This window comes from Ruminococcus sp. YRD2003, from assembly GCA_900109435.1.
Classification (GTDB): domain Bacteria; phylum Bacillota; class Clostridia; order Oscillospirales; family Ruminococcaceae; genus Ruminococcus; species Ruminococcus flavefaciens_G.
The window spans coordinates 125,111-151,534 of sequence record FNZT01000009.1 but is presented as its reverse complement, the minus strand read 5'-3'; the positions used below and the strand labels follow the sequence as shown (position 1 = coordinate 151,534).

The window sequence follows — 26,424 nt, the reverse complement described above, 5'->3', positions numbered from 1 at the left end:
TGAATATAGCCCGCATACGGAACAACGCCGTATGCGGGCTTTTTTCAGGTATTATCCTCCCCGAACTTATAATACTCATGTACGAGGCTGCGCAGTCCGAGACGGCGTATCTCCTCGTATCTCACGTTATAACGTGATTTCGTGCGGCTGCCGCTGATGATGAAGCGCACGCAGTCCTGCGCGTAGCGGTCTATCCCGCGGAGGCTCACGTCCGTCGTTATCGCCGAGAAAAACCACCTGCTCCACGTCAGCTCGCTGCCCTCGGAGCACTCGAACAGCTTCCTGTTGAATATGCGGATAAACGCCAGGGCAGCCTTTTCACCGTCGATCTCATTACGCTTCCTCCAGCGCACCAACGCCCTCGCCTTGCGCCTCATCTTGCCTTTCAGCTTCTTCACCGAAGCAGGTGCAATGTCGACTGTGCCGTCCCTGTAAGAGAAGCCGAGGAAAGTCCAGCCTTCATGCGGTGCGCTGAAGCACTCCTTTGACGGATTTATCGTGAGACCGCGTTCTGCGATGAGACCGCGAAGTATCTCGGCATACCGCTTACACTCCTCCATAGAGTCCGCAAACAGGATGATATCATCGGAGTAGCGCCCATAGGGTATCCCCTGCCGTTCAAAAAAGCGGTCGAGCTCCATGAGGTAGATGTTCGCGTAGAATGCAGAAAGCGGGGTTCCCGCCATGATGCCCTTATCCTCGGTCACAACGTCCCTGCCGTCGATGACGCGCGGCTCCGAGAGCAGTCTGCTCAGGAAGTCGTAAAGCTCCCCGTCCCCTGCGGTGACCTCCTCCAGCACAGGCAGTAACTTCGCCGTCGGTACAGAGTTGAAATAGTTGCTTATATCAGCCTTATACGAGTACAAACCGTCTATATTCCGAGTGCCCGTCAGCCGCCTTATCGCGTCCTTTGCCGTCCTGTTCGGGCGGAAGGAGTACAGTCCGCTGCCGAAAAGCCCGTCGTACTTCCTGAGAAGCAGATATGTCAGCAGCTTCAGCACCGTATTTTCTGCCTCGGGATAGGTGTAAACGACACGTTTCTTTTGCGTATCGAGCTTGCTGATGAAGGACTTTCTCGGCAGCGGGAAGGGCTCCCCGCGCCTTATTCTCTCGCATACGGGCAGGTAGCCCCCCTCGTCGATGAAGCGGCGGAGCTCCCTGCAAAAGGCGGAGCTGCCCGTCAGCGAGCACTTGTATCTGTAAAAGCTCTCCCACTGCTCACGCTGAGTGAGCCTGTCAAGTATAGTCATATCCAACTCCTTGAAGGCAGAAAAAAACAGAAAGAGAAATCGTTAAATCCAGGAAAATTCCTGGAAGTACAAGACCGTACACGGTTCGGCTGCCTGCGAAGCCATAGCAGAGCCGTGCCTGATCCGCCGCAGGCGCAAAGCGTTCTCTTTCTGTTTTTATCATATTTAGCCGCCCATCAGGGCAATGCGGGTACGCTGCTTGACGTACTCCTTTGTGTTCCACCAGCCGTCGTAATCGTAGTAGAAGCGCAGATACGGTATCCCCTCCGCCTTGCAGTCGGAGCGCAGCTTATACGCGGAGCTCTTTCGCGACAGCAGCTCGACAACGAGCGCCTTCCTCTCGCCCTCACGGAAGACGAATACGGTAGTTCTGCCGTTGTGGGCTTCATAGTCCTCAATGCTGTACATCGGATAGGTACTCCTGAAAACGTCGCTGAAATATTCCTTGTAGGTGCCGTTGTAGTTGTACTGATTCTCCTCATCTGGCATCACAGGTCCCCACGAGAAGCCGTAATCCTCTCCGCAGTCTCTGCCGCTGGCGTAGACCTCGGTGTCAAAGTCGGTCATAGTCGTCCCGTCATACGCAGTCTCGGTCTCAGTCTCCTCACTCTCGTGAAGATTTACCGATTCCTGCTTTATAACGTTCGCAACATCGTTAATGAGCTCGCTCAGCTCCGAGTTGCCGCCAAAAAGCTTTGAAAACAATCCCATGGCAGATACCTCCTTTTCACTCACGCAACAGGACCTTCCGTACTCTGTCACTCTGCCGCAGCAGTCGTAGTCTGTAAGCCGTCCTTGGGAACGGTCTTGGTACAGAGCCACTCGCACCACTGAGTATAATACATACCCATGGGGTGAACGCCGTCGTGGGTGTAGCTCTGGTTGAAATAGCCATACTCGTCATCGTAAAGCTCATTGATATCGAGGTAGAACACTCTCTTGTTATCGGCAAGAGAGGCGATACCGCTGTTCAGATCGTCGATAGAGGCATTGGTGATAACGCCGTTCTCAGCGTATGAAGAGACGTGCAGGTTAGCCTGCACATAAATGACAGCGTCAGGCTGGTGGACCTTGAGCTTCTCGATTATAGCGCGGTAGGAGGTCAGCACATACTCATGGTCGTTGCCGACCTCATTTATGCCGAGCATAACATAGACCTTACCGTACTGCTTTGAATCTATCAGCTGGTCGAAAGTCTTTCCGTTGATAGTGACCTTGTTTATCTGGTCGGTCGCAAGCCCCTCGTTACAGAAGAAGTCAGAGTTCTCGAAGTCACCGTACTCCTTGATACCGACGGTACGAGAGTCACCTATGAAGAGCGCATCATCGAAGTAAGAGAGGTCACTCTCGACGAAGATGTCAGGCTGGACAGGAGCGGTAGTCGTCTCCGTTGCGTCGGGCTGAGCAGCAGCCGAATCGGTGCCCGTACCTGTAGCTGCTGGTGTCGAGCCGTCAGCCTGAGTAACAGGCTCGCCCTCGGGGGTAGTAGTCTGCTCCTTGTTCCTGTTTACCACAGGCGGAGCTGACACCGCCTTGGTATCCTGTACGAAATCGCTCGTCTTCCATATCTTCACGAAGATGAACGGCGAGGCGATAAAGCACGTAAACAACAGAAGCAGCGTATAAGCGCACTGTTTGAATTTATTCATAATAACCGAAGTCTCCTTAGAAAGTGTAATACAGGAACGGATCATCCATACCCTGATACATACAGTATACGGAAGCCCAGAACACTATTATAAGCAATATCACGATGAAATAGGAATCCTTTATCTTTTTGTAGATCTTTTCAGGGATATTGGTCGAGAATATGGTGCCTGCGAGGAAATATTTCCAGTAGATACCGAGATATTTTGCGTAATCTCTGTCATTTACCGCATAGGTCTTCACATGGAAGATCGGCAGCAAGCGTGAGAAGTATATACCGAGCTGCCTGAAGTCGGTTATCGCAAAGAGCAGCCACGTCAGCGGTATCACGAGGAACATATACAGATGACCGACTATCTTGTATTTATTGAGGAAATCGCCAATGACGAAGCGTTCGAGCATGATCAGACCGAACAGCACCATTCCCCAGATAACGAAGTTCCAGCTCGCGCCGTGCCAGACGCCCGTGAAGAGCCACACCACGAAGAAGTTGCGGACAACGAGCGAGGTCTTAACGCGGTTTCCTCCGAGCGGTATGTACACATACTCCTTGAACCAGCTTCCGAGCGTCATATGCCATCTGCGCCAGAATTCGCCCATAGTGGTGGACATATACGGGTGGTCGAAGTTCTTCGGGATATCGAAGCCCATAATGCGCCCGAGACCGATCGCCATATAGGAGTAGCCGCAGAAATCGAAATAAATCTGGAAAGTGAAGGCGATTATTCCGAGCCACGCCAACTTGGTAGAAATGCTCTGATAGCCGATATCGCCTATTTTTTTCCACAAGCCACCTATCTGATTGGCGAGCAGCACCTTGTATCCGAGTCCGATAGTGAAAGTTTTGAGTCCGTCCTCAACGCGCTTGATGCTGTGAGTCCTGTTCCGCAGCTGAGCCGCGACCGTCTCGTACTTGACGATAGGTCCCGCGATGAGCTGCGGGAACATACTGATATATGCACCGTAGTTGATGATATTGGTCTCCGCCTTAGCCTTGCGCCTGTAAACGTCGACGATGTACGAGACGTTCTGGAAGGTGTAGAAGCTGATACCTATCGGCAGGATTATGTCTCTCACGGGGAGGTCGTTCCTGAGAAAAATGTTGATATTGTTGAATATAAAGCCCGTATACTTGAAAAAAGCGAGCCACCAGAAGTTGAAGGCGATACCGATGAGCAGCCACAGCTTTCCCGCCCGTCGGAAGTTATCGATAAACTCACCGATGATGAAATTGAACAGTATCGTCAGCAGAAAGAGCACGATGTATATCGGCTTTTTTAGCACGCCCATACTGTAGAAGAAGATACTGCCCGCGAAAAGTATTGCATTTTTATATTTTGTTGGGACAAGCCCGTATAAAATCATAAATGCAGGAAGGAATAAAAAAATAAACTCCAAACTGCTGAAAACCATTTTACCACCCTTTAATTACCTGTTTTTTGTTCTACAAGCGGCATTTGTAAATTTATTTTTCTTTTTAAACAGCCGCAAAATAAGGAACTTAATTGTCCCTATATACTATTCTACACGGTATTTTCGTAAATGTCAATAAGCAAAAGCAAATGTAGCAACTTGTCATATTCTGTAGAAAAATGCGGCTCTGAAACAGTGCATTTTCTACAGATTGCATAACGAGCAGAAGCAGTGCGGAAAGTTTTTGTTCACATTTTCACACGAACGTAATGACCAAAAGTTGCGGCTCACATTTGTACATTACTTCCAAAGTTTACGGCGCAGTATTTACATTTCTGCAAAAAAATATTATAATAATGTATGGATAATCGGTTAGTTAGGGGCTCTCACTGAGCCTCGCACAAGGTCGCTCAGCCGCTCCGTTCATTTTCGCCTGCGCTGTGTTCCGACCGCAATTTTCGGTGAGGTATAATCTATGATAAAGCATTTGTCAGGTGACTACGAGACCGTTGAATACGACAGCAAACGGTCGATACTTCTTTATGATAACGACGATAATGAGGCATATCCCGTCCACTGGCACAACGCCGTTGAGATACTGATGCCGCTGAAGAACTATTATGCGGTAAAGGTCGGCGGGACCGACTTTACCATCAGGGAGAACGAAGTGCTCATCGTGCCGCCGGGAGAGCTCCACAGTATGCCCGCTATCCCCGGGCGAAGGCTCATCTTCCAGTGCGACAACTCCGTCCTCGGGGACGTTTCCGCTCTTGAGCCCGTAATGCGCAGCCTCACGGCTCCACTGCTGATAACGCCCGAATTCGACAAGGAGCTCCATGTCCTCGCGAAGAAGACAATGCTCGATATCTACGCGATGTACGGCACGAAGTCAGAGCTTGCGGATGTAAGGATATACGCTTTGCTGATACAGCTTCTCATCTCAGTGCGCGAGTACCACCTTGAGCAGAGCAAGAGCTCGCTGTCGTGTGACGACGGCAAGATAGACGAGTATTCGGAGAAGTTCAGCACAGTCATGAAGTACATCGACGCCAATTATATGTACGATATCACCCTCGACCAGCTTGCCGATGTCGCGGGATACAGCAAGTACCACTTCTCGCGTATCTTCAAGCAGTACAACTCCATGTCGTATTTGCAGTACATAAACGCCCGCAGGACGCGCTCGGCGGAGAATCTGCTCCTCGACCCCGACATCCCTATAACCGAGGTCGCGATGCGTTCCGGCTTCAAGAGCCTGACCACCTTCAACCGCATCTTCAAGGAGATAAAGCACTGTACTCCGACCGACTTCAAGAAGCTCTACTCCAAGAACGAAGAGCGCTGACACAGCTTTGCACAAATCTTAACTGCTCTGTGTAAAGAGCCTGAAAAGGACGGTCATGCCGTCCTTTTTTTATTGCGCGGTAATAATTTGTACGGACAGGAAAGTTTTTTTAAAAAACTATGGTATTTTTTTCGCAGGTGTGTTATAATAAATATGTATTTATTTTTTTGATGTATCAAATAAAATTAGGAGTGTTTGCCATAATGGAATACAAACGGACAGAGCTCGGCGAGAACATAGGCTTCACATCCATAACCGATGAGAAGTTCAAGACCTGCTCTGTATACGTGAGGTTCGCGACACGCCTCGAACCTGCGGAGGCAGCCGCAAATTCCCTCGGGATAGGCGCGCTGTCAGCCTCGAACAGCAAGCTTCGCTCGGTCGCCGAGCTCAACGAGCGGCTATCGTCTCTGTACGGCTCTGCCCTCGGGACATTCACCCGCAAGCGCGGCGATATACAGATACTCGGTCTGTCTGCCTCGTGGATATGCAACAGATACTCGCTCGACGGCGAGGACATCGAGGGCGAAATGCTCGGTCTCGTGCGGGACTGTCTCTTCTCCCCGAACGTGCAGGACGGCGGATTCGACGCCACGCCCTTCAGGATCACGAAGAACGACCTGCTCGACCGTATCGACGCTGAAATGAACAACAAGCGCAGCTTTGCGCTTGCCCGTGCCGCCGAGACAGCCTTCAAAGGCGAACCCGCCGAGTGCTCATGCTACGGAACGCGTGGATCTGCCGAAGCCGTCACCGCCGCGGAAGCCTATGCCGCGTATCAGCGGGTACTAAGCACGGCTCAGGTCGAGATATACTACGTTGCCCCCTGCGCCGACGAGCGAGCCGCAGAGATGTTCCGCCGCGAATTTGCCGCGATAGAGCGTCACCCGCGCCAATGTACATTCAGAACGATCAGCCATGTCAAGTCCGAGCCCGCAACTGTCACAGAGAAAATGGACGTCCTCCAGTGCAAGACCGTACTCACCTTCAAAAGCGAATCTGACGATATATACGCCCTTCGCATACTGAGCGCCGTGCTCGGCGAGACGCCCGTATCGAAGCTCTTCGTCAACGTCAGGGAGAAGCTCAGCCTGTGCTACTACTGCTCGTGCAGGTACATCAGCTCCAAGAACACGCTGACTGTTGACTCGGGCGTAGAAAAGGTCAACATCGAAGCAGCCGAGCAGGAGATACTCCATCAGCTCGACGAGATAAAGAACGGCAATATCACCGAAACAGAGCTTGAAAGCGCAATGCTCTCGATAGAGAACGCGCTCGCGGCGGTCGGAGATACCCCCTCATCGTACTCATCATGGTACTTCGAGCGCTTCTGCGAGGGCATCAAAGTCGACCCGCAGCAGCAGGCTGCCCGCTATCGTGCAGTCACTCGCGAACGCGTCATCGAAGCCGCAAAGTCGCTGAATCTCGACACGCGCTACTATATGCTTTGCAGGGAGGATAACGAATAATGGAAAAGAATATCCTCACCAGCAAGGTCACAGGCGACAGCTGCATACACGTCAAGCATCCGAGCGGCCTCAACATCTACATCTGCGAGATGAAGGGATTCAGCACCGTCGAAGCGCTCTTCGGCACGAAATACGGCTCGATAAATACGATGTTCAGGACGAGAGCGGACGAGGGCTATACCACTGTCCCCGAGGGAATAGCCCACTTCCTCGAGCACAAGCTGTTCGAGAATGAGGACTGCGGAGTTTTCGAGCTCTATGCAAAAACGGGAGCTTCGGGCAACGCATTCACTTCCTTCGACAAGACCTGCTATCTCTTCGGCTGTTCTAACAACTATACAGACAATCTGCGGATACTGCTCGATTTCGTGCAGAAGCCGTACTTCACGAAAGAAAATGTCGACAAGGAAATGGGTATCATCGGTCAGGAGATACAGATGACCAACGACAATCCCGAATGGCGCGTTTTCTTCAATATGCTCAAATGTATGTACCATGCCCACCCTGTCCGCATTGACATTGCGGGAACAAAGGAGAGCATAGCACGGATAGACGCTCCCCTGCTCTACAAGTGTTACAACGCCTTTTACGACCTCAATAATATGGTGCTATCCATAGCGGGAAACGTCAGCGCCGACGAAGTCCTTGCAGTCTGCGACGAAATGCTCAAGCCGAGCGAGGACAAGGGACTTGAAACAGTATTCCCCGACGAGCCCGACACCGTGGTTCAGTCTGAGATACGCGAGAAGCAGCACATCGGCACGACAATATTCCACATCGGCTACAAGTGCAAGCCCTGCTCGGGAAAGGAGCGGCTGATAAAATCGCTCAAGGCGACATTTGCTGCTGCCATCCTGACGGACGCCTCCACTGATATGTATATCAGGCTCCTCGAGAGCGAGCTCATCAACTCCACGTTCGGAGCCGAGGTGTTCTGCGGCGGCGGCTACTTCTCGGTGATATTCAGCGGAGAATCCGACGCGCCCGAAAAGGTGCGCGAGGCTCTTCTGAGCGAGGTAGAACGCATCTCGCGGGAGGGCGTGGATGAAAAGATATTCCGAAGGCTGAAACGCTCGACCTACGGCTTGCTCATACGCGAGCTGAACAACGTCGACGCAGTCGCTAACCTGATGATAAACAGCCATATGGAGGACATTGCTCCATACGACGCTATAGATATCTTCCCGACCCTGACAGCGGAAGATATCAACAGCTTTATAAAGAATGAGCTGCGGAGCGACAGGATCGTTCTGTCAGTAATAGAAAAGGACGGTGGTTCACCATGATCAACGCTGCAACAACCATTTTCGCACAGATGCTCGACCCGCACAGGATCGAATTCCCGAACCTCGGCTTCGGCGTCACCATTGACCCGACAGCCTTCACCGTTTTCGGACTCGATATCCAGTGGTACGGCATAATCATCACCCTCGGACTGATCCTCGCGATACTGTATGTATTCCCGAGAATGAAGCGCTTCGGAATAGACTCCGACAGAGCCGTCGACGCAGTTATCGGCGGAGTTCTCGGCGGTATCGTGGGAGCGCGCCTGTACTACGTCGCAATGAAGTGGGACGAGTACAGCAAAGGCTCGTTCGGCGAGACATTCAAAGCCGTGATAAACACACGCAAGGGCGGACTTGCTATCTACGGCGGCATCCTCGGAGCTATCCTGGTCGGCTTCATCATCTGTAAGATACGCAAGGTAAGGATACTCCCCATGCTCGATGTGACAGTGCTCGGACTTCTCATCGGTCAGGGCGTCGGACGCTGGGGCAACTTCGTGAATCAGGAAGCATTCGGTACCAATACCGACTTCTTCTTCGGCATGACGGGCGGAACTATCCAGCGCACGATAAACAACGCCGTACAGATAGGCGGCGAAATGTACAACAACGGCAATCCCGAGATGATGTGGGAGAAGGCGGTACACCCCTGCTTCCTCTACGAATCGGTATGGTGCATACTCGGCTTTGTGATACTCGCTTTCCTCTCCAAGAGAAGGCGCTATGACGGTCAGATACTGCTCATGTACATGGCATGGTACGGATTTGAAAGATTCTTCGTTGAGGGTCTGCGCACAGACAGCCTCATGATAGGAAATATCCGCGTATCACAGGCTCTCTCCGCGATCATATTCATAGTTTCCGTGGTACTCCAGATAGTAATGTTCTTCCGCACCAAGCGCGACCCCGAAAGCTTCGTTCTCTACGCGAACACCGAAGAGTCACGTATGCTCATTGAGGAATCCCGCCGCAAGGCAATGGGCATCAAGGGCGCAGACGCGATGATGGGCGGAAGCGACGAGATAGGCGAGCTCTCCGACGATGACGACGAGATAGGCATTCTTCCCGACGAAGACGACGATGACGAGATAGGCATCCTCCCTGACGAGGATGACGACGACGAATTCTTCGAGGAAGCCGAAAAGAAGCTCAGCGCCGCCAAGGAAAAAGCCGAGGACGCCGCCGAGGCTGCCGAGGAGAAAGCAGAAGAGGCGGTCGAAGCCGTAAAGGAAAAGGCTGAGGAAGTCACCGAGGCTGTCAAGGACAAAGCCGAAGAAGCTGCCGAGGCTGTTGAGGATAAGGCTGAGGGAATCAAGGAAACCGCTGAGGAAAAGGCAGAAAAGGCAGCCGAAGCCGTAAAGGACAAGGCTGAGGACACCGCTGAAACAGCAGCCTACGAGGTAAAGGAAGCAGCCGATACAGCCGCTGACAAGGCTGAGAAAACCGCTGATGAGGCAGCCGACAAGTACGAGGAGCTCGCCGAAAAGCACGACGAACGCCTTTCGGGCGGCTCAGGCAAGGGCGGTCACAACAAGAAGAAAAAGCACAAGAAAAAATAAGGAGGACTTATACATATGGCACAGATAATCGACGGAAAAGCAGTATCCGCAAGCGTAAAGGCTGAGGTCGCAGAGGAGACTGCAAAGCTCAAGGAAACCAACGGCTTGAAGGTAGGACTCGCTGTAGTGATCGTAGGAAATGACCCCGCTTCACGCGTATATGTCAACAATAAAAAGAAGGCTTGCGAAGCAGTAGGCTTCCAGTCGTTTGAGTACGCGCTCGACGAAAACACCACACAGGAGCAGCTCCTCGACCTCGTGAACGTCCTCAACCGCGACGACCGCGTAAACGGCATACTTGTACAGCTCCCGCTGCCCAAGCACATCGACGAAAAGGCGGTCATAAATGCTATCTCACCCGCCAAGGACGTTGACGCATTCCACCCTGAGAACGTGGGCAGGATAATGATAGGCGAGTATTCCTTCCTCCCCTGCACACCTGCGGGCGTTATGCGCCTCATTGAGAGCACGGGCGTTGATATCACAGGCAAGCAGTGCGTAGTCATCGGCAGGAGCAACATCGTAGGCAAGCCGCAGGCAATGCTTCTTCTCCAGAAGAACGGCACAGTCACAATCTGCCACTCCAAGACCAAAAACCTCAAGGAGATATGCCTCGGAGCCGACATACTCGTAGTCGCAATCGGACGCGCCAAGTTCGTGACAGGCGATATGATAAAAGAGGGCGCAGTAGTTATCGACGTCGGCATGGACCGCGACGAAAACGGCAAGCTCTGCGGAGATGTAGACTTCGAGTCTGCGGAGAAGAGGGCAGGATATATCACACCTGTGCCCGGAGGCGTAGGACCAATGACCATTGCAATGCTCATGAAGAACACCCTCACAGCTGCCAAGCAGCAGGCAGGTATCGAATAAGATCCACCAAAATAAGCGCTGAAGGCAATTGCCCTCAGCGCTGTTTTTTTACCCTATCGGTGCAAGGAATTCCGTAAACGTCACATCGTAGTCGTAGTTCGTACCGTCACAAACGGGGTTCATCGTATAGAAATGCTGCTCCTCTCCGAATTTGAGGAAGTATTCCTTCTCTGCGTGCTCCGACCTTAATGCTTCGGTATCAGCTGAAACAAAGGTCACACCCTCGTCTGTGACGTCGGTTATCCTGATGATAGTCGAATTGCCGTTGCCTAAGTATTTCTCGTTTCTGAGCCATTCACCGTTGTAAAGCTCCACGTACCAGTCACCTTTACGGACGGTATAGACCATGTCGAACTCTCCGTGTCCGAGGTCCTGCCCCGCGATACCGTAGCCACCGTAGGTGACGTGTACCGCCATAGTCGCGCGCGGTACGCTGAGCTCAGCTATCAGCGCCTGCCTCATCAGGCAGAGGTCATACACATCGAGCACTCCGTCCTTGTCGTAGTCTACCGCCGACCAGTCCCACATCTTAACGTCATCCGAGCCGAGCAGCCACTTCTGCATGAGCACCACGTCCGCCACCGTGAGCAGCCTGTCATTGTTGAGGTCGCCCATGAACTGCGGCTCATGAACATACTGACTTGCGGGAAGCATAAGTGTCGAGCCGATATGGTAGAGCTCGACAGTATCATTCTGTCTGATGTTGTCGAAACTGAACGGGAGCTCAAGGTCTTTGAGCCTTATCGAATATGTGGAATAGTCGTCATCGCCGCTCGTCAGGGACAGCGTGAGCGTATCGCGGGACGGTTCCAAGCCTGTTTTCGTCTTGAAGCTCAGCACGCGGAATGTTGACTTTTCAAATTTATCGGCGATATTGCCGGTCTTTTTGAGGTTACCGAGAGGCTCGAGGTACTGACCGTCGACTGCACCGGTAGTCACGACCTCCTCGTCGGTCTCGAACATATCACCGTACTGTGTGTCCTCACCGAGCTCGCCGCGGTAGGTCAGCTGCTTCCTGCGCAGCGGAGCGTCAGAGTCGTCCCCCGCGGGAAAGAACTGCATGAACTCCGCCTGACCGTCCTTGTCCCTGCCGAGGTAGACGAAGAAGCTGTTGAATACGCCTGCCCTGTAGTTTCTTTTGAGGTATAGGTCAACGACCTTCTCCTCGTCATTTTCGAGCGTGAACGGGAAGTCCCACTCTATATCTTGAATAGTGTAATAATACTGCGCATAGCTGTTCCAGGAGAGCTCGAAAAAGTACCGCCAGTCGGGACTGACAGGCACCTTATCTCTTACGCGGGGATTGCTCTCGGTGACTTTCCAGCCGTCGAGCCCCACGGAAACGCCGTTTTCCAGCTCTTCCTCGGTAGCGGCACAGAAATGCACCAGTACTTCATCGGAATCAAAGAGCTTGTCGGTCGAGCTGTCGTAAACGTTTACCGTCACAGACGCATAACCCGTTATCTCGGGAGTATCAGCCTCTGCCGCATCTGCGGGCAGACCCGTCAGCAAGCCTGCGAGCATAGCCGCCGAGGTCAGAGCTGTAGTAAGATGTGAAAAAAACCGCTTCATAGTGTTTACCCTCCTACTGTCATGATCTGTGGGGAGCTCCCCACTTATCACATTATATCACAAATGCCTGAAAATAGCAATATGAAGAGACTAAAAAGCGATTATATTGCAGAGCTGATATCAAAACGAAAGCAGGTACTCCCGCGAGCACCTGCTTTTTATCAAAATGAAGGAACCGAGTTGTTATTCCCTGTTCGACATCTCATCGAGAGTTACGGTGACCTTCTCCTCCTTGCCGTCTCTCGAGATAGTCAGCTCGACCTTGTCGCCCGCGCTGTGCTTGTTCTTCTTGGCGTTGAGCTCCTCGGTGGTCGTGACCTCATCGCCGTCGATAGCGGTAATGATGTCGCCCTTCTGCAAGCCTGCTTTATCAGCAGCGCTGTCCTCGGTGACCGAGATAACGTACACGCCCACAGGCATATCATACATCTGCGAGATAGACTGTGTAACATCCTGACAGCTTATACCGAGCTGAGGCTTGCCTGTAACGTAGCCATACTCCATGATATCATCAACTATGTCCGAGACCTCATTTGACGGGATAGCAAAGCCGATACCCTCGATAGAAGCCTCGTTCGAGCCCCAGCTGCTCGACATCTTGGAGGAATTGATACCGATGACCTGACCGTACTTGTTGATGAGCGGACCGCCGGAGTTGCCGCTGTTTATCGCGGCGTCAGTCTGGATAAGTGTCATAGCCTTGTCGTTTATCGTGATATTGCGGTCAAGGCCCGAGATCATACCGCCTGTAACGGTATCCTTGAGGTCGAAGCCGAGCGGATTACCGATAGCGATGACCGACTCACCGAGTCTGAGGCTGTCGCTGTCTCCAAACTCTGCGGCTGTGAGGCCCTTTGCTTCTATCTTGAGCACAGCGATGTCGCAGTCCGTATCGTAGCCGATTATCTCAGCGTCATAGCTTTCATCGTCGTCGAGGATGACCGACACGCTATCAGCCTTGCCGCCTCCGTTCTCGCTGTCGTAGATAACGTGCGCATTAGTGACGATATATCCGTCCTCTGTAAGGACAACACCCGTACCTGTACCGGTAGCTTTGTACTCAGAAGGCTGGCTGCTGCCGCCGAATCCGAAAAAGAAGCCGTTGTTATTGCTCATCCCCGTCACAGTAAACTTTGACTCGATCCCCACAACAGAGGGAAGCAGCTTATCGACGATATCCTCGGTCTCCATGACCTTGCCGCCCTTCTCCTCGCTGTTAATGAGACCAACGTTCTGAAGAATGAGGTCGGCTTCCTCAGCGACATCTTCAGCCGACTTGTCTATCTGCTCAACAGCAGCAGCCTTACTGCGGTCTCTCATTGCATCTATCTCGCTGTAGATGCCAATAGAGCCCGCAGAAACGAGAGCCATTGACATAGCAAAAGCAGTAATTTTCAGAGCTGTATGCTTCTTAGGCTTCTTGGGAGAGCCTCCGTCTGTAGCAAAACCTGTTCTGTTCTCGAAGCTGTTGTAATTATATTCATTCATACTGTTCACTTTCCTTTTCAGTTATTTGTCAGGGGCTTTTCCCTGACCTCTTGAGCTTATTATAAAGTTCGTGTGTGAAAAGAATTTGGAGCGTATGTATAATTTTGTGAAAGATTAGGTGTAATTATTTTCACTTTAACGTCAAGTTTGTGACATAATGTGATAGTTGTGTTAAACGGAGCAGCATTATACTTTCACAACGAAAAAACAGCCGGCTAAAACCGACTGTTTTTTCAGGGAAATTTGGGGATAATCAGAATGTGTGAATAGCGTTGATCAATGTGGCTCAGCAGCGAGTGTGGACCTGTCCACCCTTGAGCTCCTTGCCGTTTACAGCATACATCTCGGAGATAGTAACTACCTGCCAGCCCTTGGCTTTAAGAACAGGGAGGAACTCTTCCATAGCGCTTGCTGTTGTGCTGTAGTTCTCGTGGCAGAGAACGATAGCATTTCTGAGGCTGCCATCGTTCATAGCACCCTGCAGCTTGTTGACTATCTGATCCTTTGAAGCACCGTTCCAGTCGCCTGTGTCGATAGCGCAGCTTATGAGCGGTACATCGTAAAGTGTCTGCTGAACCGTAGCATTCGACTGGAGGTAGGGAAGTCTCATGAGCTTGGAAGGCTCTGTGCCGATTATGCTCTTGAGCTTAGCGTGTGTCTGGTCGAACTCGCTGCGGATCTCGTTAGCAGAGATCTGTGTCAGGTAGGGATGTGTTGTTGTATGGTTTGCGATCTCGTGACCGCTCTCGAAAGCGTATTTTACGGTATCGGGGCTTGTGATCCAGTTGCCGACATAGAAGAAAGTAGCGTGGAAACCGTTCTTGTTAAGAGCGTCGATTATCCTTCTCTCCTGTGTAGCATCTCTTGTACCGTCATCGAAGCTTATAGCCACCATAGGCTTGCTGGGGTCTATCCATGAGATGTCGCCCTGACCGTGGATCTCGGGCTCCTTTATCTCGCCGACAGTACCGCTGCCTGTGGTAACGGAGGACTTTGTGCCCTCAGCAGCAAGCTGAACGTCGTCAACGTAGAAGTCGAACGTACCCTCGGTAGACTCGATGTAAAACACGAGTTCTGTAGCACCTGCGGGGATAGTGTAAGCTGTATTCTCAAGCTTTGTCCAAGTCTTTGAGTCAACGGCAGCCTTAGCGATGTTGTCGTAGCTTGTAGTGCCTGAAGCGTCCTTATACTGAAGCTGGAGCTTCATCTCCTGAGCGGAGCTTGTGGGCTGCATAACTGCTGCGGAGAAGCTGTATGTCTCGCCTGCCTTGAAATCGCTTCCAAGAGTGTAGCCGAGACCGTTCCACTCCTTAGTTCTTCCGGATACCTTAACGGACTTGCTGCCCGAGTAGTAGTGGTCACTTTCAGCAGAGAGAGCAGCATCGCCTCTTGCCTCCCAGCTGCCTGCACCGTTATCGAAAGAATCGGTAACAGCCTTTATAGCGGGAGCAGTAGTAGTTGTAGTAGTCACCTCGGCAGTAGTAGTGGTGGTAGTTGTAGTAGTAGTTGTTGTTGTGGTGGTGGTGGTTGTAGTAGTTGTTGTCGGCTGCTCTGTTTTCTCCTCGTAGCCTTTCATATAGCTCTCGGGGAGTGCGTGGATAATGCCGGCATCAAGCTGCTGGATAGAGAGCGCATCTCTTGCAGTAACGCCGTCGCCTCTGTTGTAAACGTCAGCGTTGTCAAGAGCTGTAGCGTCGAGGTCATACTTATCCTTGTTAGCAACATACTGAAGGATAGCTACCGAGTCAGCAACCGAGACCTTGTTATCCTTGTTAGCGTCGCCGTAAGCCGTATCCGCCTTCTTTGCAGTAGTGGGCTGCTCAGGTTCCGCAGTAGTAGTTGTTGTAACTTCCTCGGTCACGGTAGTAGTTGTAGTAGTTGTTGTTGTCTGAGGAGCAGTAGTCGTAGTTGTTGTAACAGCAGCGCTGCCCTCAACTGTACCGCCGCCTGTCTTTACGGAAGAAGCCTTGCCTTTCTCGGAGACCTGGAAGGAATCGAGCCAGAGGTCCGTAAGGCTTTCGGGAGCTTCGATATATATAGACATTCCCGTAGCACCTGAAGGTATCGTAAATGCTGTATTCTCGAGCTTTGTCCATTCACCGCTCTTGGCTGTCTCGGAAGCGATATCCATCCAGTCCTGAGTGCCGCCTACGGTGTACTCGAGTGTGAGCTTAAGTTCTGTAGCAGAACCGCTCTGCTGGAGGCCTGCTGCGCTGATGCTGTAGGTCTCACCGGGAGCAAGCTGTGAAGAGCTGACAGATATCGAGCCGCCGTGCCAGTTATCGCCGCGGTCACTTATCTTGAGAGAGCTCTTGCCGTCGTAATAGTTCTTGCTGTCTATCGAAACGACAGTATTGTCGCCTCTTGCAGTAAAGTCGCCCTTACCCGAGTCAAAGTTCTCGGTGATGAAGTCACCGTTCGCGTCAGCCTTGGGAGGATCAACGGGGTCATCGTGGTCGGGGGGGATAGTCTCTGTGATGCTGAGTGTCTTGACGTCAGCCTGACCGTCGCTCTCCCAGCCCTCAACGTTGAAGGCAACCTCATAGAGACCGCCCATCTTCATGCCGAGGGACTCCCAAGCCTCGAAGTGCTTGGAAATGCTGATAGTACCCTTTGTTCTTGTATCGCGGCGAACGCTGATGTACTGTGTGAAAGCCTTGTTTCCCTCGATAGTGTAGGAATTCATGGGGTTTGTGAATACATCGTAAACGCTGCCGTCGATAGTTACCTGCTTAGCGTTGTTTGAAGTCGGACGCCAGTTTTTCCAGTCCTCGATGATGTAGAACTCAACGAGAGGATTCTGAGTCCAGCCGTAGATACAGATACGTGAGTTACCCGAAGAACCTGCCGACCAGCTGCAATCGAAATCGCAGGTAAATCCGCCGTAATCCTGCCAGTGCTTGGGGTTGTTAAGTCCGTAGAAGAGTCCGCGGCGAGCGAGGAAGTTACCTTTAGAACCGTTAGGACCGCACTTCCAGCTCGTTCCGAAGCCGCCTCCGTTATCATAAAGAGTCATTGTTGACGAATTCGGCGTATCAGCCTGCCAAATCTCGTGGTGGTAGCCGTTATAGGTACCCGTATCCTGAGTATGGCTCGGGCTTGTCTGGAGTACCTTATCAGCACGTGCGCTCATCAAACCGCCTACGCTGACGGACGACAAACAAACGAGACCCGCGAGAACGCTGCTTGCAAAGCGCTTGATACCATTTAATCTCATGCGTATCATTCCTTTCTATAATAATGACAGAATTTTTACCGCGCAGGGCGCAGAGCTCATCTCTGTGTCCCTTCCCTCCGCACCTTCTGTGTATATTTTATTACATTTTTGTGAACAATTCAAGTCATTTCTTGCTGATTAATTTTGTATCAGTCAATTTTTGCTATTTCACCCGCAGATTACAGTGGATAAAATGCAAATTCATCCCACAAATCGCTAAAACTCGTCATTTTCGCTCACAATTTTTGGTCAGTTGTACTTACACGCATCAAAAATTGGTATGTACAACTTTCCGAGCATACAGACAAAAACAGCAAAAGCCCCTGTATCAGGGACTTTTGCTTAGGTTGTATTGGAGAAACTATGGAGAAGTTATCATGTTATGCTTCAGAAATCAGCCCCACGGGTTCCACGGATTGCCGCCGCCCGACGAGCTCTGTCCGAGGGTCTTTGCTGTACCGCCGGAAACCTTGCCCGAGACATAAACCGAAGGCTGCCCGAGTGTAGAGATGTTCTCTCCGCCCGTTACCTGTGCGCCCGAGTAGGCAACTACATTGGAATCGCCGTATGCATAGGTCATCCTCGAGCCCGACATACTTGAAGCAAGGACAGTTCCGTCGCTTGTGGCAAAAACCATCTGAGTGGAAGTATCGTAACCGTTTCCGCCGTTCATTCCAAGCCCGCCGAAAGCATATCCGCCCTTACGTGTGATAGAGTAGCCGCCGTCGCCGCAGTCGAAGGAGTCTCCGCCGTTTCCGAAGTAGTATCCGCCGTTGAAGACGATATTGCCGTTGGAATCGAAGCCGTCAGCGTCCTGGAAAGAGGTGTTTACGGAAACGATGCCGCCGTTGAGGTACATCTCACCGTAAGTGCTGCTCATTCCTCCCGGGAAACCGCCGCCCGGACGTCCGCCCTGACTGAAGCCTGTATTGTTGCCGCCGCCCGAGGAATCCGCTCCACCGGCAGCATTATAGCCGTCATCTTTTGAGACGATGTAGATATTGCCGTTGTTCTGATAGATGTATACCGCTTCCATGCCTTCGTAGCAGGCTGTCACATAGACCTCAAGGCTCTTGTAGTCATTCCCTGCTTCCTTTCCGCCGATATAGAGGGAAGCATCTGAATGTACCGCGTCATCTTCGGTAGTAAGTTTCAGCCTGCCTGCATTGAGCACAGCGTCGCCGCCGCAGTGGAGACAGTCATCCTTGGAGTTTACCGTTATAAGACCGCCGTTCACTGTGAGTGTACCGCCGCTCTGAAGGGTAGTTCCCGCCGCGTCATACAGACCGACCGACTTTATACCCTTTGAAGAATCATTTCCCGAACCCGAAGTAGTGATATTGAGGGTACCGTCGTTGATAACAACGTCCTGTTCACCCTGTATACCGTCGCCAAAGGAGTTGATGTTTATCTCTCCGCCGTTTATGGTAACCACGCCGCATGACTTGTCAGACTCGGTATCTGTCGCTGTGGACTTGATACCGTCGCCCGCCTTTGTTTTGACAGTGAGCTTGAGGTTCGAGTTATCCGCAGCAGAGCCGTCAGACTTCACAGAATCGCCGATAGTCACGCTGTCCTTGCCGCGGATACCGTCGTCCTGTGCATTGACAGTGATATTGCCGTTATATATCTTGATATCGTTCTTGCAGACGATAGCATCATCCTGATTTCCGTTTACCGTGAGGCTGCCCTTGCCCTTGAACTTGATGTCGTCGCGCGAGAAGATAGCACCCTCAACGGTGTTGGACTGTCCATCGCTGTCGGTGTAGGTCTGTGAGTGAGTCGTGCCGTCGGAGATAATGTTCTCCGTGCCTGCCTTGGCAACTATCTGCACCTCGTCGCCGATGGAATTGACAAAGACAGGCGCTGTAGCAGAGTTTGTGAGGCTCATGCCCTTGAGGTCGAGCTCAACAACGGCATCGGGATAAGCAGACTTGTCGACATCGACGATTATCTGTGTGTCCATGCCCTCGCCCGTAACTGCGAAAACAGACGGCTTTTTTATCGTGAGCACGCCATTATTGACGGTGGCAGTGTCCTCGGGGGCATTGGTCGAGATTTTAGTACCGTCAAGGGTTATAGTCAGATCCGACGGCTGCTCGGCGGGAGGTATGGGAATGTCTGTTTCGGTGGTAGTAGTGGATGTAACCTCAGCAGTCGCCGTGGTAGAGGCAGTTGTCGTCATCGTCGTGCCAGTCGATGTGGTAGAGGCAGTTGTTGTCACCGTCGTGCCCGTCGATGTGGTTGAAGAAGTTTCCATCACCGATTCGGGAAGTGAGGATATCATCTTCGCGTCGAGACGCTGTATCGAGAGGGCGTCGCGGGCAGTGATACCGTCACCGCGGTTGTAGACATCGCCGTTCAGCAGGAGCTGCCCCGAGAGGTCGTACTTGTCCTTGTTCGCGATATACTGGAGGATAGCCACCGAGTCCGCTACCGTTACCTTGTTGTCATTGTTGACGTCTCCGATGAGAGTGCTGACGGTTTCGGTATCGGCAGCCTTTGCCATAGTGGGCATGGCAGGCGTACTTCCCGCAATCATCGCTGCCGATGAGAGGACGGCAAGCAGCTTCTTTACGTTCAAATTGTTCATTCTGATCAAACTCCTTATCATTGATTTCGTATATCGGATATATACGATCATTCTCTATGGTTCCGATTATAAATCTATATCCTTAAAATAATCTTAATTTGGCATAAAATGTATGATCGCGGCAAAACACGGGTCAACAAATTGCCATGAGCTTTCTTTGCACGATACGAAGCCGCACGCTTTGCCCGTCATCGTATCATGAACTCCCAAAAATCCGATACGAGGTTGTAAACCCCTTGCTATTTTAAATGTAATGTGGTATAATTAGGTGTAAAACTTATCCCAACGGAGGAATCAACTATGTCAATGTATATCACCTGCCTCGACCTCGAAGGCGTACTCGTTCCCGAAATATGGATAGCATTCGCTGAGGCAAGCGGCATCCCCGAGCTGAAGAGGACCACCCGCGACGAGCCCGACTACGACAAGCTTATGAAGTGGCGTCTCGGCATACTAAAAGAGCATGGTCTCGGACTCAGGGAGATACAGGAAACTATCGCTAAAATAGAGCCTATGGAAGGCGCAAAGGAGTTTCTCGACGAGCTCCGCTCACTCTGTCAGGTCATCATCATCAGCGACACCTTCACGCAGTTTGCGGCACCGCTGATGAAGAAGCTCGGAATGCCCACTATCTTCTGCAACACGCTCGAAGTAGCTCCCGACGGCGAGATAACGGGCTTCAGAATGAGATGCGAGAAGTCCAAGCTCACGACAGTAAAGGCGCTCCAGTCAATTGGTTACGAGACAATAGCAAGCGGCGACAGCTTCAACGACCTCGGCATGATACAGGCAAGCAAGGCGGGCTTCCTTTTCCGCAGCACGGAACAGATAAAGAAGGACTACCCTCAGTTCCCTGCATTCGAGAGCTATGACGAGCTCCTCGCGGCAATAAAGGAAGTCATCGCAGAGTAATTGGCTATGTGGCTGGCGATATTCGGCGCAATACTGCTGTTTGCGGTCGGAGGCGCAGCATATATCGTCTGCGGCTTTCACAGGTTCAGCTTTATTAAGAAACTCGGTGAGAAGCACAGCTTTCTCGCGTGGGCACTTGCCTTCGTCATCGCAGCCGTCGTATGCGGCGCGTGGGCATTCGTCAATGCGTGGACTGCTGCCGTTGTGATGATACACCTTTTCATCATATGGCTCGTCTGCGACATTATCGCCGCTGTCATACATAAGATACGCGGAAAAAGCCCCGAGCGCAACTTCGCGGGTGCCGCAGCTCTTGCTGTTACCGCGGTATACCTCGGCATCGGCTGGTACCTCGACTACAACATATGGATAACAAATTACGAGCTGCACACCGATAAGAACATCGGAGAGGATATGCGCATCGTCATGATAGCCGACTCTCACCTCGGCATCACCCTCGACGGCGAAAGATTTGCCGAGCAGATGGAGCGTATACAGGCTCTCGAGCCCGATATGGTCATCGTAGCGGGCGACTTCGTGGACGATGAGTCAAAAAAAGCCGATATGGTCCGCGCGTGCGAGGCTCTCGGCTCGCTCGAGACCAGATACGGTGTGTACTTCGCGCTCGGCAACCACGATTACGGCTACTATGGCGAGAACTACCGCGATTTTACTCCCAATGACCTAAAATCCGCCCTAAAGGAAAACGGAGTGACCTTTCTGGCAGACAGCACCGTCACCGCAGGCGAGCACTTCTATGTCACGGGAAGATGCGACCGCTCGAACGAGCAGCGTCTGCCGATAGCAGACCTCGTGAAAGACCTCGACAGCTCGCGGTATAATATAGTCATCGACCACCAGCCCAATGACTATTCAGCCGAGGCGGATGCGGAAGCCGACCTCGTCCTCTCGGGACATACCCACGGCGGACCTCTTATCCCCGCGGGACAGATAGGACTGCTCATCGGCGCGAACGACCGTGTATACGGTCACGAAAAACGCGGTAATACCGATTTCATCGTCACAAGCGGCATATCGGCATGGGCTATCCCGTTCAAAACAGGCACAAAGTCAGAGATAGTCGTCATAGACGTTGTGTAGCCTGCAATGTGCGGATAAACACATAATCCAAGGGGGAATGATATGTATTATTCCAGCATAGGGATCATTTCGCTTATCGTTCTTGTCATCATAAATATCGAAGCTCTGAGGAAGGTCAGGAATACAAGTGAAAACGAAGCACGCCTGAAATACCGTCAATATCTCTTTGCGCTCATCTCCTTTTTCATAGCGGACATAATGTGGGGCTTTTTCTACGAACAGCGCTGGCTGATCCTCACGTATATCGACACCTGTATGTTCTTCGGCTCTATGGTATTGTCAGTCCTTTGCTGGACAAGAGGCGTCGTAGCCTTTGCGGGCAGCAAGGGCAGATACGGCAAGATACTTGTGATGAGCGGTTGGGCGATCTTTTTGTTCGAGTTCATAGTTCTGGCTGTGAATCTGTTTTTCCCGATCGTTTTCACATTCGGGAAAGGCAGCGAATATATGCCGCTCCCCGCAAGATACATCGGACTGCTCCTGCAAATGATACTATTCCTCGTCACATCCGTCTATTCCATGATAATGGCAGTCCGCTCAAAGGGTATCAGCAGATCACACTACCGAACGATCAGCATTTCGGGCATCATAATGTGCTTCTTTATCGCGGTACAGATGCTTTTCCCGCTCATGCCCTTCTATTCCATGGGCTGTCTTTTCGGCACCTGTCTGATACACACATTCGTATACAGAGACAAGGACGCCGAACACAATGTGGCGATCGATCTCGCAAAGCAGAAGGCTTACAAGGACGGATTGACAGGAGTGAAGAACAAGCTGTCATATCTCGAAGCACTGGCTGAACTCGAAACATCTGTCGAGAGCGGCGAGCTGACCGAATACGGGATAGTTGTTTTCGACCTGAACGGTCTGAAATCAATCAATGACACATTAGGCCACGAAGCAGGCGACGAATACATCAAAAGCGGGTGCTCCCTTATCTGCCGCAGTTTTAACCATAGTCCCGTGTTCCGTGTCGGCGGCGACGAGTTTGTCGCGATACTGAAAGGCGAAGATTACGCAAACCGCGAGGAACTTGTGCGGGCATTCAGGGAAAAGATCAGAGAAAACCAGAAAAACGGCGAAGTTGTCGTAGCAAGCGGACTTGCTGTTTACGACGCTTCAAAGGACACCAGCTACAACGACGTTTTCAAGCGTGCCGACGAATCAATGTACGAACAGAAGCGCGATCTCAAATCCGTCGGCGTACACTGAGTTCCATGTTTCGGCAGCGCCGTCATGCGAGCTTTGAGTGCTGCCTTAGCACTTGACAATTCAGAAGTTTTATCTTATAATAATATCAGCGGCACAGGTCAAGTCCGTGCCGCTCTATTTTTACCGTGAACAGGAGGATGAATAAATGGGTGTATTCGCAAGACTGAGCGACCTGCTCAAGTCCAACATCAACGACCTTATCGACAGAGCTGAAGACCCCGAGAAAATGGTCAAGCAGATAATCGCCGATATGCAGAAGGAGCTTACCAAGGCTACTCAGAACTACGGAAAGGCGAAGGCGAGCGAGCGTCTCGCCGAGACTAAGTACAAGGACGCTATGTCGGTATCCTCTGACTGGGAAAACAAGGCAAAAGCAGCCCTCGCACGCGGCGAGCAGGATCTCGCAAAGCAGGCTCTCTCCCGCAAGGTAAAGGCTGACGAGGACGTTGCGAACTATAAGCAGATGTACGAGTCGATATCCACACAGACAGACGCTATAGGCGATCAGGTAGAGCTGCTGAAATCCAAGCTCGAAGAAGCCAAATCGCGTCAGGCGATGCTCATAGCACGCGCCCAGATGGCTGATACGAAGAGACAGCTTGCAGCAGCACAGGGCGGCTTTGACGCAAGCAGCGCCTTCGACAAGCTCAACCGCATGGAAGAGAAGGTGCAGCAGAAGGAAGCCGAGGCTGACGCATTTGCCGAGATATCGGGCACTCAGCAGGACGACCTCCAGCAGACATTCCAGCAGATAGAAAATGAAGCAAAAGTAGATCAGGAGCTCCAGAGACTCATAGCCGAGATGAACGGCAATGCTGCTCCCGAGGAGATAACCCCCGAAACAGCACCTCTTGAAGGCTCGGATACGAACGAAGAATAAAGGATGAGGATAAATTATGAGTAAACGTAAAAAGAATGAAGAAGAGATAAATCCGAAAAAGGTACTGCATATGTTTCTTCCCATCGTAGGAGCGATATTCATTGCAGTCAGCTCAATACTTTATATATTGTATAAGAGCTGGAGCAACAAACTCTACTTCGAGAAGTGGAAGGACTATGAGGACTGCGGAGTCTGAAATGCAAAAAGTGTCGGGTCAATGACCCGACACTTTATTTTTTGTGTTACTTCTGCATACCGCCCATTGTATAGAAGTTGTCCTGAATGATGAGCGCGCAGCCGCCGAGGAAGTTATTCTTTCCGTCGAGCTTGCTGAGCACGACTCTGTCCGCGATGTCCTCGCTGACGAGACGGATCATCTCGCGCTTAACGTAGTCAAACTGCTTCTCGTTGAGCTTATAGTTGTGAAGAACGATCTTCTTTGCGAAGTGACTGATAGACAGATTGTTGATCAGCACGGTATACTTCGCGATGATGTCGTCAACAAGGTTCTTGACAGGCTCTTCGCCTCTCATGAGAGCCATGAACACGGTATCCGTATTGATCCTTGACTTGTCCCCCTCGGTGAGCTCGTAGAGCACAGGGGTCTTGTCCTTTGAATAGATATCATAGAAAGCCGAGAGCATTGCCGATCTTGAAAGCTCAGCCTTCACGGAGCCGTTTGGATAGCCCTCATACGGACGTCCGTTGGGGCTGACGATGTATTTCTCGATCATGGACGTGTATGAGATATAGTCATTTGAGAGCTCGTTCTTATTGACGATAGCGAGGTTGACCTGATTGCCGTTATGCAGGAAAGCGGTATTTGTCTGATAGCCGTTCTGGGTCCTGAAATCGTTGCTGGCGAGAGCCATAAGACCGATAGCATTTCCGCAGTGGATATCGATGTCGAGGCTGCTCGAAAGCTTCTCGATGAAGTTGGTAAAATCGAGCACACCGTCCTTGTAGAATATCTTGAGCTTGCCCCACATAGAAGGAACGACGCCGACGCCGAGACCGAGTATCTTGTCCTTGGTGAGGGCGCTGTTCTCGATCATGGTATTGCTCGCCTTGATTATGTAGTTGATGATATCCTTGCTGGTCGTCCTCTCATCAATGACCATGCTGGACTTGTCGAGCACCTCGGAATTGAGGTTGGTAAGGCCGATGCTTACCTCCTTCTCGTCAACGGTAGCGCCGAGTGCAAAGCGGCTGTTCACGTTGATGTCGATGAGTATTTTTCTTCTGCCCTTCTGGAGCTTCTCGGTATTGATCGGAGCTTCGCCGATCTCAACGAGAACACCCTCTTCGATCATCTCGTTGGTGATTATTGTGACAGCAGCTCTTGTTATTTCGAGAGCGCTTGCCACGTCAACTCTTGAAATTGGACCTGATTCTCTGATGACGCGCAGGATCTGCATACGGTTGCGTCTCTTGAGATCAAGCTTGCTGATTCCTCTTTTTTCCATGTTTAATACTCCGTTCTTTCAGTGATAGTAGTTCGGAACGGCAGACCGACGGGACGATCGGCAGCACCGCGGCCAGCCTTCCTTTCCTTTTGCTTAGCAATAGTAAAGGAAATACTTGTTTTCGTATATATAGTATAACACAAATAAAAAAAAAATAAAACCTTTTTTGGATAAAAATCTAAAAATCAGCGTTAGCAACAATTTTAACTTATCATTTTTGTTAAATATTCCGTAAATTTTACTACTATCGGTAATGTGATAACAGATAGTATAGTTCCCGCGGTAAAGATCTCGCTTGCATAGAGGGAATCCTTACCGCTCCGAATGCAGAGAAGAGTACACATTGCGGCGGGCGGAGCAGCCGCAGCGACGAGGACTGTCATCCTCACCTGTTCATCTATCGGGAGCAGCGAAAATATAACAATAAGTATAAACGGAAGCAAAATCAACTTTGAGAAACATACTCTGTATACCCCTGTCTTTTTCACAATGCCCGCAAAGCTCGTCTGAGATATCGTAACGCCCGAAACGACCATAGCAAGCGGCGTATTCAGCTCCGAGATATATCCGAGCGCCTTTGACGGTATCTCGGGCAGTCTGATTTTCAGGAAGAAAGCGAGAAGTCCCACCGCGATAGCGATCATCGTCGGCGAGCGCAGCACCTTCAGCACCGATTTCACGTCCTTTTCACCTGTTATGAGAATAACTCCGTGAGTCCACACAGTCAGATTGAACACGGTGATAAAAGCCGTAAGGCAGAACACGCCCTCCATTCCGAACATCGCGTTCACGAGGGGTATGCCCATGAAGCCGCAGTTTGAATATATCGACGAAAACCGCTCTATTTCGGTATTCCTGCCCTCTCTCGGACGAATGAACAGATAAGCCCCCGCAAGCATTACCGCCATAGCAAGCGCCGACAGAGCGAACGTCAGCAGCAGCTTTTTCACGAGCTCGGCTTTCAGTTCGGTCTGATAGGACATAAATATGACGACAGGGTTCACCACCTGCAAAACGAACTTTGACAAGTCCTTGTTTGCGGACGCGCTTATCAGTCCTGTTTTCGCGCTCAGAGCACCTATCAGCATAAGTATGAGCATCACCAGTGTTTGTTTAAGGATCGTTTCAGCCATATTCC

21 protein-coding genes are annotated in these 26,424 nt (G+C 51.2%); 10 read left to right on the top strand and 11 right to left on the bottom strand.

Features of this window, described 5'->3' with window-relative positions:
* Window positions 1-44: 44 nt before the first annotated feature.
* The 5 genes from BMX22_RS08795 to BMX22_RS08780 are packed head-to-tail and all read right to left on the bottom strand — an operon-like array spanning window position 45 to window position 4,187.
* On the bottom strand, window positions 45-1,250 hold the full coding sequence (locus BMX22_RS08795; protein WP_074742103.1) for a reverse transcriptase/maturase family protein: 1,206 nt from the start codon (window positions 1,248-1,250) through the stop codon (window positions 45-47).
* Entirely contained in the window at window positions 1,237-1,413 is a 177-nt protein-coding gene (locus BMX22_RS16460) for a hypothetical protein (protein WP_177173001.1), read from the bottom strand. The genes BMX22_RS08795 and BMX22_RS16460 overlap by 14 nt, the downstream gene beginning before the upstream one ends.
* A gap of 2 nt (window positions 1,414-1,415) precedes the next feature.
* On the bottom strand, window positions 1,416-1,961 hold the full coding sequence (locus BMX22_RS08790) for a hypothetical protein (protein ID WP_074742102.1): 546 nt from the start codon (window positions 1,959-1,961) through the stop codon (window positions 1,416-1,418).
* A 47-nt stretch (window positions 1,962-2,008) separates the two neighbouring features.
* Window positions 2,009-2,899 (bottom strand): GDSL-type esterase/lipase family protein, encoded by an 891-nt coding sequence (locus tag BMX22_RS08785; RefSeq protein WP_074742101.1) that lies wholly within the window; start codon window positions 2,897-2,899, stop codon window positions 2,009-2,011.
* Window positions 2,900-2,915: 16 nt separating this feature from the next.
* A complete protein-coding gene (locus BMX22_RS08780) occupies window positions 2,916-4,187 on the bottom strand; it encodes an MBOAT family O-acyltransferase (RefSeq protein ID WP_413777959.1) in 1,272 nt (423 codons plus the stop codon).
* A gap of 598 nt (window positions 4,188-4,785) precedes the next feature.
* Between BMX22_RS08780 and BMX22_RS08775 the strand changes: the two genes are divergently transcribed.
* From BMX22_RS08775 to folD, 5 genes are all read left to right on the top strand, one after another.
* Window positions 4,786-5,655: an AraC family transcriptional regulator gene (locus tag BMX22_RS08775; protein WP_074742099.1), complete on the top strand. Its 870-nt coding sequence runs from the start codon at window positions 4,786-4,788 to the stop codon at window positions 5,653-5,655.
* Window positions 5,656-5,858: 203 nt separating this feature from the next.
* Window positions 5,859-7,124, top strand: coding sequence for a M16 family metallopeptidase (locus BMX22_RS08770; RefSeq protein ID WP_074742098.1), 1,266 nt, complete (start codon window positions 5,859-5,861; stop codon window positions 7,122-7,124).
* Window positions 7,124-8,410: an EF-P 5-aminopentanol modification-associated protein YfmH gene (gene yfmH, locus BMX22_RS08765; protein WP_074742097.1), complete on the top strand. Its 1,287-nt coding sequence runs from the start codon at window positions 7,124-7,126 to the stop codon at window positions 8,408-8,410. The genes BMX22_RS08770 and yfmH overlap by 1 nt, the downstream gene beginning before the upstream one ends.
* Complete coding sequence (lgt, locus tag BMX22_RS08760; protein WP_074742096.1) at window positions 8,407-9,969, top strand: prolipoprotein diacylglyceryl transferase; 1,563 nt, start codon at window positions 8,407-8,409, stop codon at window positions 9,967-9,969. The genes yfmH and lgt overlap by 4 nt, the downstream gene beginning before the upstream one ends.
* 15 nt (window positions 9,970-9,984) lie before the next feature.
* Complete coding sequence (folD, locus tag BMX22_RS08755) at window positions 9,985-10,842, top strand: bifunctional methylenetetrahydrofolate dehydrogenase/methenyltetrahydrofolate cyclohydrolase FolD (protein WP_074742095.1); 858 nt, start codon at window positions 9,985-9,987, stop codon at window positions 10,840-10,842.
* Window positions 10,843-10,890: 48 nt separating this feature from the next.
* On the opposite strand, the gene BMX22_RS08750 is transcribed toward folD, so the two are convergent.
* The 4 genes from BMX22_RS08750 to BMX22_RS08735 form a co-directional block, all read right to left on the bottom strand.
* Window positions 10,891-12,414, bottom strand: a complete 1,524-nt coding sequence (locus tag BMX22_RS08750; protein WP_074742094.1) for a dockerin type I repeat-containing protein — start codon at window positions 12,412-12,414, stop codon at window positions 10,891-10,893.
* Window positions 12,415-12,597: 183 nt separating this feature from the next.
* Window positions 12,598-13,902, bottom strand: a complete 1,305-nt coding sequence (locus tag BMX22_RS08745; protein WP_074742093.1) for a S1C family serine protease — start codon at window positions 13,900-13,902, stop codon at window positions 12,598-12,600.
* A gap of 286 nt (window positions 13,903-14,188) precedes the next feature.
* Window positions 14,189-17,119 (bottom strand): carbohydrate binding domain-containing protein, encoded by a 2,931-nt coding sequence (locus BMX22_RS08740; RefSeq protein ID WP_177173000.1) that lies wholly within the window; start codon window positions 17,117-17,119, stop codon window positions 14,189-14,191.
* Window positions 17,120-17,513: 394 nt separating this feature from the next.
* Entirely contained in the window at window positions 17,514-19,712 is a 2,199-nt protein-coding gene (locus tag BMX22_RS08735; protein ID WP_074742091.1) for a carbohydrate-binding domain-containing protein, read from the bottom strand.
* Between the two features lie 306 nt (window positions 19,713-20,018).
* Between BMX22_RS08735 and thrH the strand changes: the two genes are divergently transcribed.
* The 5 genes from thrH to BMX22_RS08710 all read left to right on the top strand — a co-directional run bounded on the left by thrH (window position 20,019) and on the right by BMX22_RS08710 (window position 24,016).
* On the top strand, window positions 20,019-20,624 hold the full coding sequence (gene thrH, locus BMX22_RS08730) for a bifunctional phosphoserine phosphatase/homoserine phosphotransferase ThrH (RefSeq protein WP_074742154.1): 606 nt from the start codon (window positions 20,019-20,021) through the stop codon (window positions 20,622-20,624).
* A 6-nt stretch (window positions 20,625-20,630) separates the two neighbouring features.
* Window positions 20,631-21,725: a metallophosphoesterase gene (locus BMX22_RS08725; RefSeq protein ID WP_074742153.1), complete on the top strand. Its 1,095-nt coding sequence runs from the start codon at window positions 20,631-20,633 to the stop codon at window positions 21,723-21,725.
* Window positions 21,726-21,767: 42 nt separating this feature from the next.
* Window positions 21,768-22,940 carry a GGDEF domain-containing protein gene (locus BMX22_RS08720; protein ID WP_074742090.1) on the top strand — a complete coding sequence of 391 codons (1,173 nt, stop codon included), beginning with the start codon at window positions 21,768-21,770 and terminating at the stop codon, window positions 22,938-22,940.
* A gap of 145 nt (window positions 22,941-23,085) precedes the next feature.
* Window positions 23,086-23,820 (top strand): PspA/IM30 family protein, encoded by a 735-nt coding sequence (locus BMX22_RS08715; RefSeq protein WP_074742089.1) that lies wholly within the window; start codon window positions 23,086-23,088, stop codon window positions 23,818-23,820.
* Between the two features lie 16 nt (window positions 23,821-23,836).
* Entirely contained in the window at window positions 23,837-24,016 is a 180-nt protein-coding gene (locus BMX22_RS08710; RefSeq protein WP_074742088.1) for a hypothetical protein, read from the top strand.
* 46 nt (window positions 24,017-24,062) lie between these two features.
* Here BMX22_RS08710 and BMX22_RS08705 read toward each other — a convergent pair whose 3' ends face one another.
* Window positions 24,063-25,286 carry a MarR family transcriptional regulator gene (locus BMX22_RS08705; RefSeq protein ID WP_074742087.1) on the bottom strand — a complete coding sequence of 408 codons (1,224 nt, stop codon included), beginning with the start codon at window positions 25,284-25,286 and terminating at the stop codon, window positions 24,063-24,065.
* Window positions 25,287-25,489: 203 nt separating this feature from the next.
* The gene (locus BMX22_RS08700) at window positions 25,490-26,419 is read right to left on the bottom strand and encodes an AEC family transporter (RefSeq protein ID WP_074742086.1); all 930 of its coding nucleotides are present in this window, start codon (window positions 26,417-26,419) and stop codon (window positions 25,490-25,492) included.
* Window positions 26,420-26,424: the final 5 nt, after the last annotated feature.

Excerpts from the sequence above, each read along its gene's own strand:
- BMX22_RS08795 (WP_074742103.1), bottom strand. The coding sequence starts at position 1,250 with ATGACTATACTTGACAGGCTCACTCAGCGTGAGCAGTGGGAGAGCTTT.
- BMX22_RS16460 (WP_177173001.1), bottom strand. The coding sequence starts at position 1,413 with ATGATAAAAACAGAAAGAGAACGCTTTGCGCCTGCGGCGGATCAGGCA.
- BMX22_RS08790 (WP_074742102.1), bottom strand. The coding sequence starts at position 1,961 with ATGGGATTGTTTTCAAAGCTTTTTGGCGGCAACTCGGAGCTGAGCGAG.
- BMX22_RS08785 (WP_074742101.1), bottom strand. The coding sequence starts at position 2,899 with ATGAATAAATTCAAACAGTGCGCTTATACGCTGCTTCTGTTGTTTACG.
- BMX22_RS08780 (WP_413777959.1), bottom strand. The coding sequence starts at position 4,187 with ATGGGCGTGCTAAAAAAGCCGATATACATCGTGCTCTTTCTGCTGACG.
- BMX22_RS08775 (WP_074742099.1), top strand. The coding sequence starts at position 4,786 with ATGATAAAGCATTTGTCAGGTGACTACGAGACCGTTGAATACGACAGC.
- BMX22_RS08770 (WP_074742098.1), top strand. The coding sequence starts at position 5,859 with ATGGAATACAAACGGACAGAGCTCGGCGAGAACATAGGCTTCACATCC.
- yfmH (WP_074742097.1), top strand. The coding sequence starts at position 7,124 with ATGGAAAAGAATATCCTCACCAGCAAGGTCACAGGCGACAGCTGCATA.
- lgt (WP_074742096.1), top strand. The coding sequence starts at position 8,407 with ATGATCAACGCTGCAACAACCATTTTCGCACAGATGCTCGACCCGCAC.
- folD (WP_074742095.1), top strand. The coding sequence starts at position 9,985 with ATGGCACAGATAATCGACGGAAAAGCAGTATCCGCAAGCGTAAAGGCT.
- BMX22_RS08750 (WP_074742094.1), bottom strand. The coding sequence starts at position 12,414 with ATGAAGCGGTTTTTTTCACATCTTACTACAGCTCTGACCTCGGCGGCT.
- BMX22_RS08745 (WP_074742093.1), bottom strand. The coding sequence starts at position 13,902 with ATGAATGAATATAATTACAACAGCTTCGAGAACAGAACAGGTTTTGCT.
- BMX22_RS08740 (WP_177173000.1), bottom strand. The coding sequence starts at position 17,119 with ATGAGATTAAATGGTATCAAGCGCTTTGCAAGCAGCGTTCTCGCGGGT.
- BMX22_RS08735 (WP_074742091.1), bottom strand. The coding sequence starts at position 19,712 with ATGAACAATTTGAACGTAAAGAAGCTGCTTGCCGTCCTCTCATCGGCA.
- thrH (WP_074742154.1), top strand. The coding sequence starts at position 20,019 with ATGTATATCACCTGCCTCGACCTCGAAGGCGTACTCGTTCCCGAAATA.
- BMX22_RS08725 (WP_074742153.1), top strand. The coding sequence starts at position 20,631 with ATGTGGCTGGCGATATTCGGCGCAATACTGCTGTTTGCGGTCGGAGGC.
- BMX22_RS08720 (WP_074742090.1), top strand. The coding sequence starts at position 21,768 with ATGTATTATTCCAGCATAGGGATCATTTCGCTTATCGTTCTTGTCATC.
- BMX22_RS08715 (WP_074742089.1), top strand. The coding sequence starts at position 23,086 with ATGGGTGTATTCGCAAGACTGAGCGACCTGCTCAAGTCCAACATCAAC.
- BMX22_RS08710 (WP_074742088.1), top strand. The coding sequence starts at position 23,837 with ATGAGTAAACGTAAAAAGAATGAAGAAGAGATAAATCCGAAAAAGGTA.
- BMX22_RS08705 (WP_074742087.1), bottom strand. The coding sequence starts at position 25,286 with ATGGAAAAAAGAGGAATCAGCAAGCTTGATCTCAAGAGACGCAACCGT.
- BMX22_RS08700 (WP_074742086.1), bottom strand. The coding sequence starts at position 26,419 with ATGGCTGAAACGATCCTTAAACAAACACTGGTGATGCTCATACTTATG.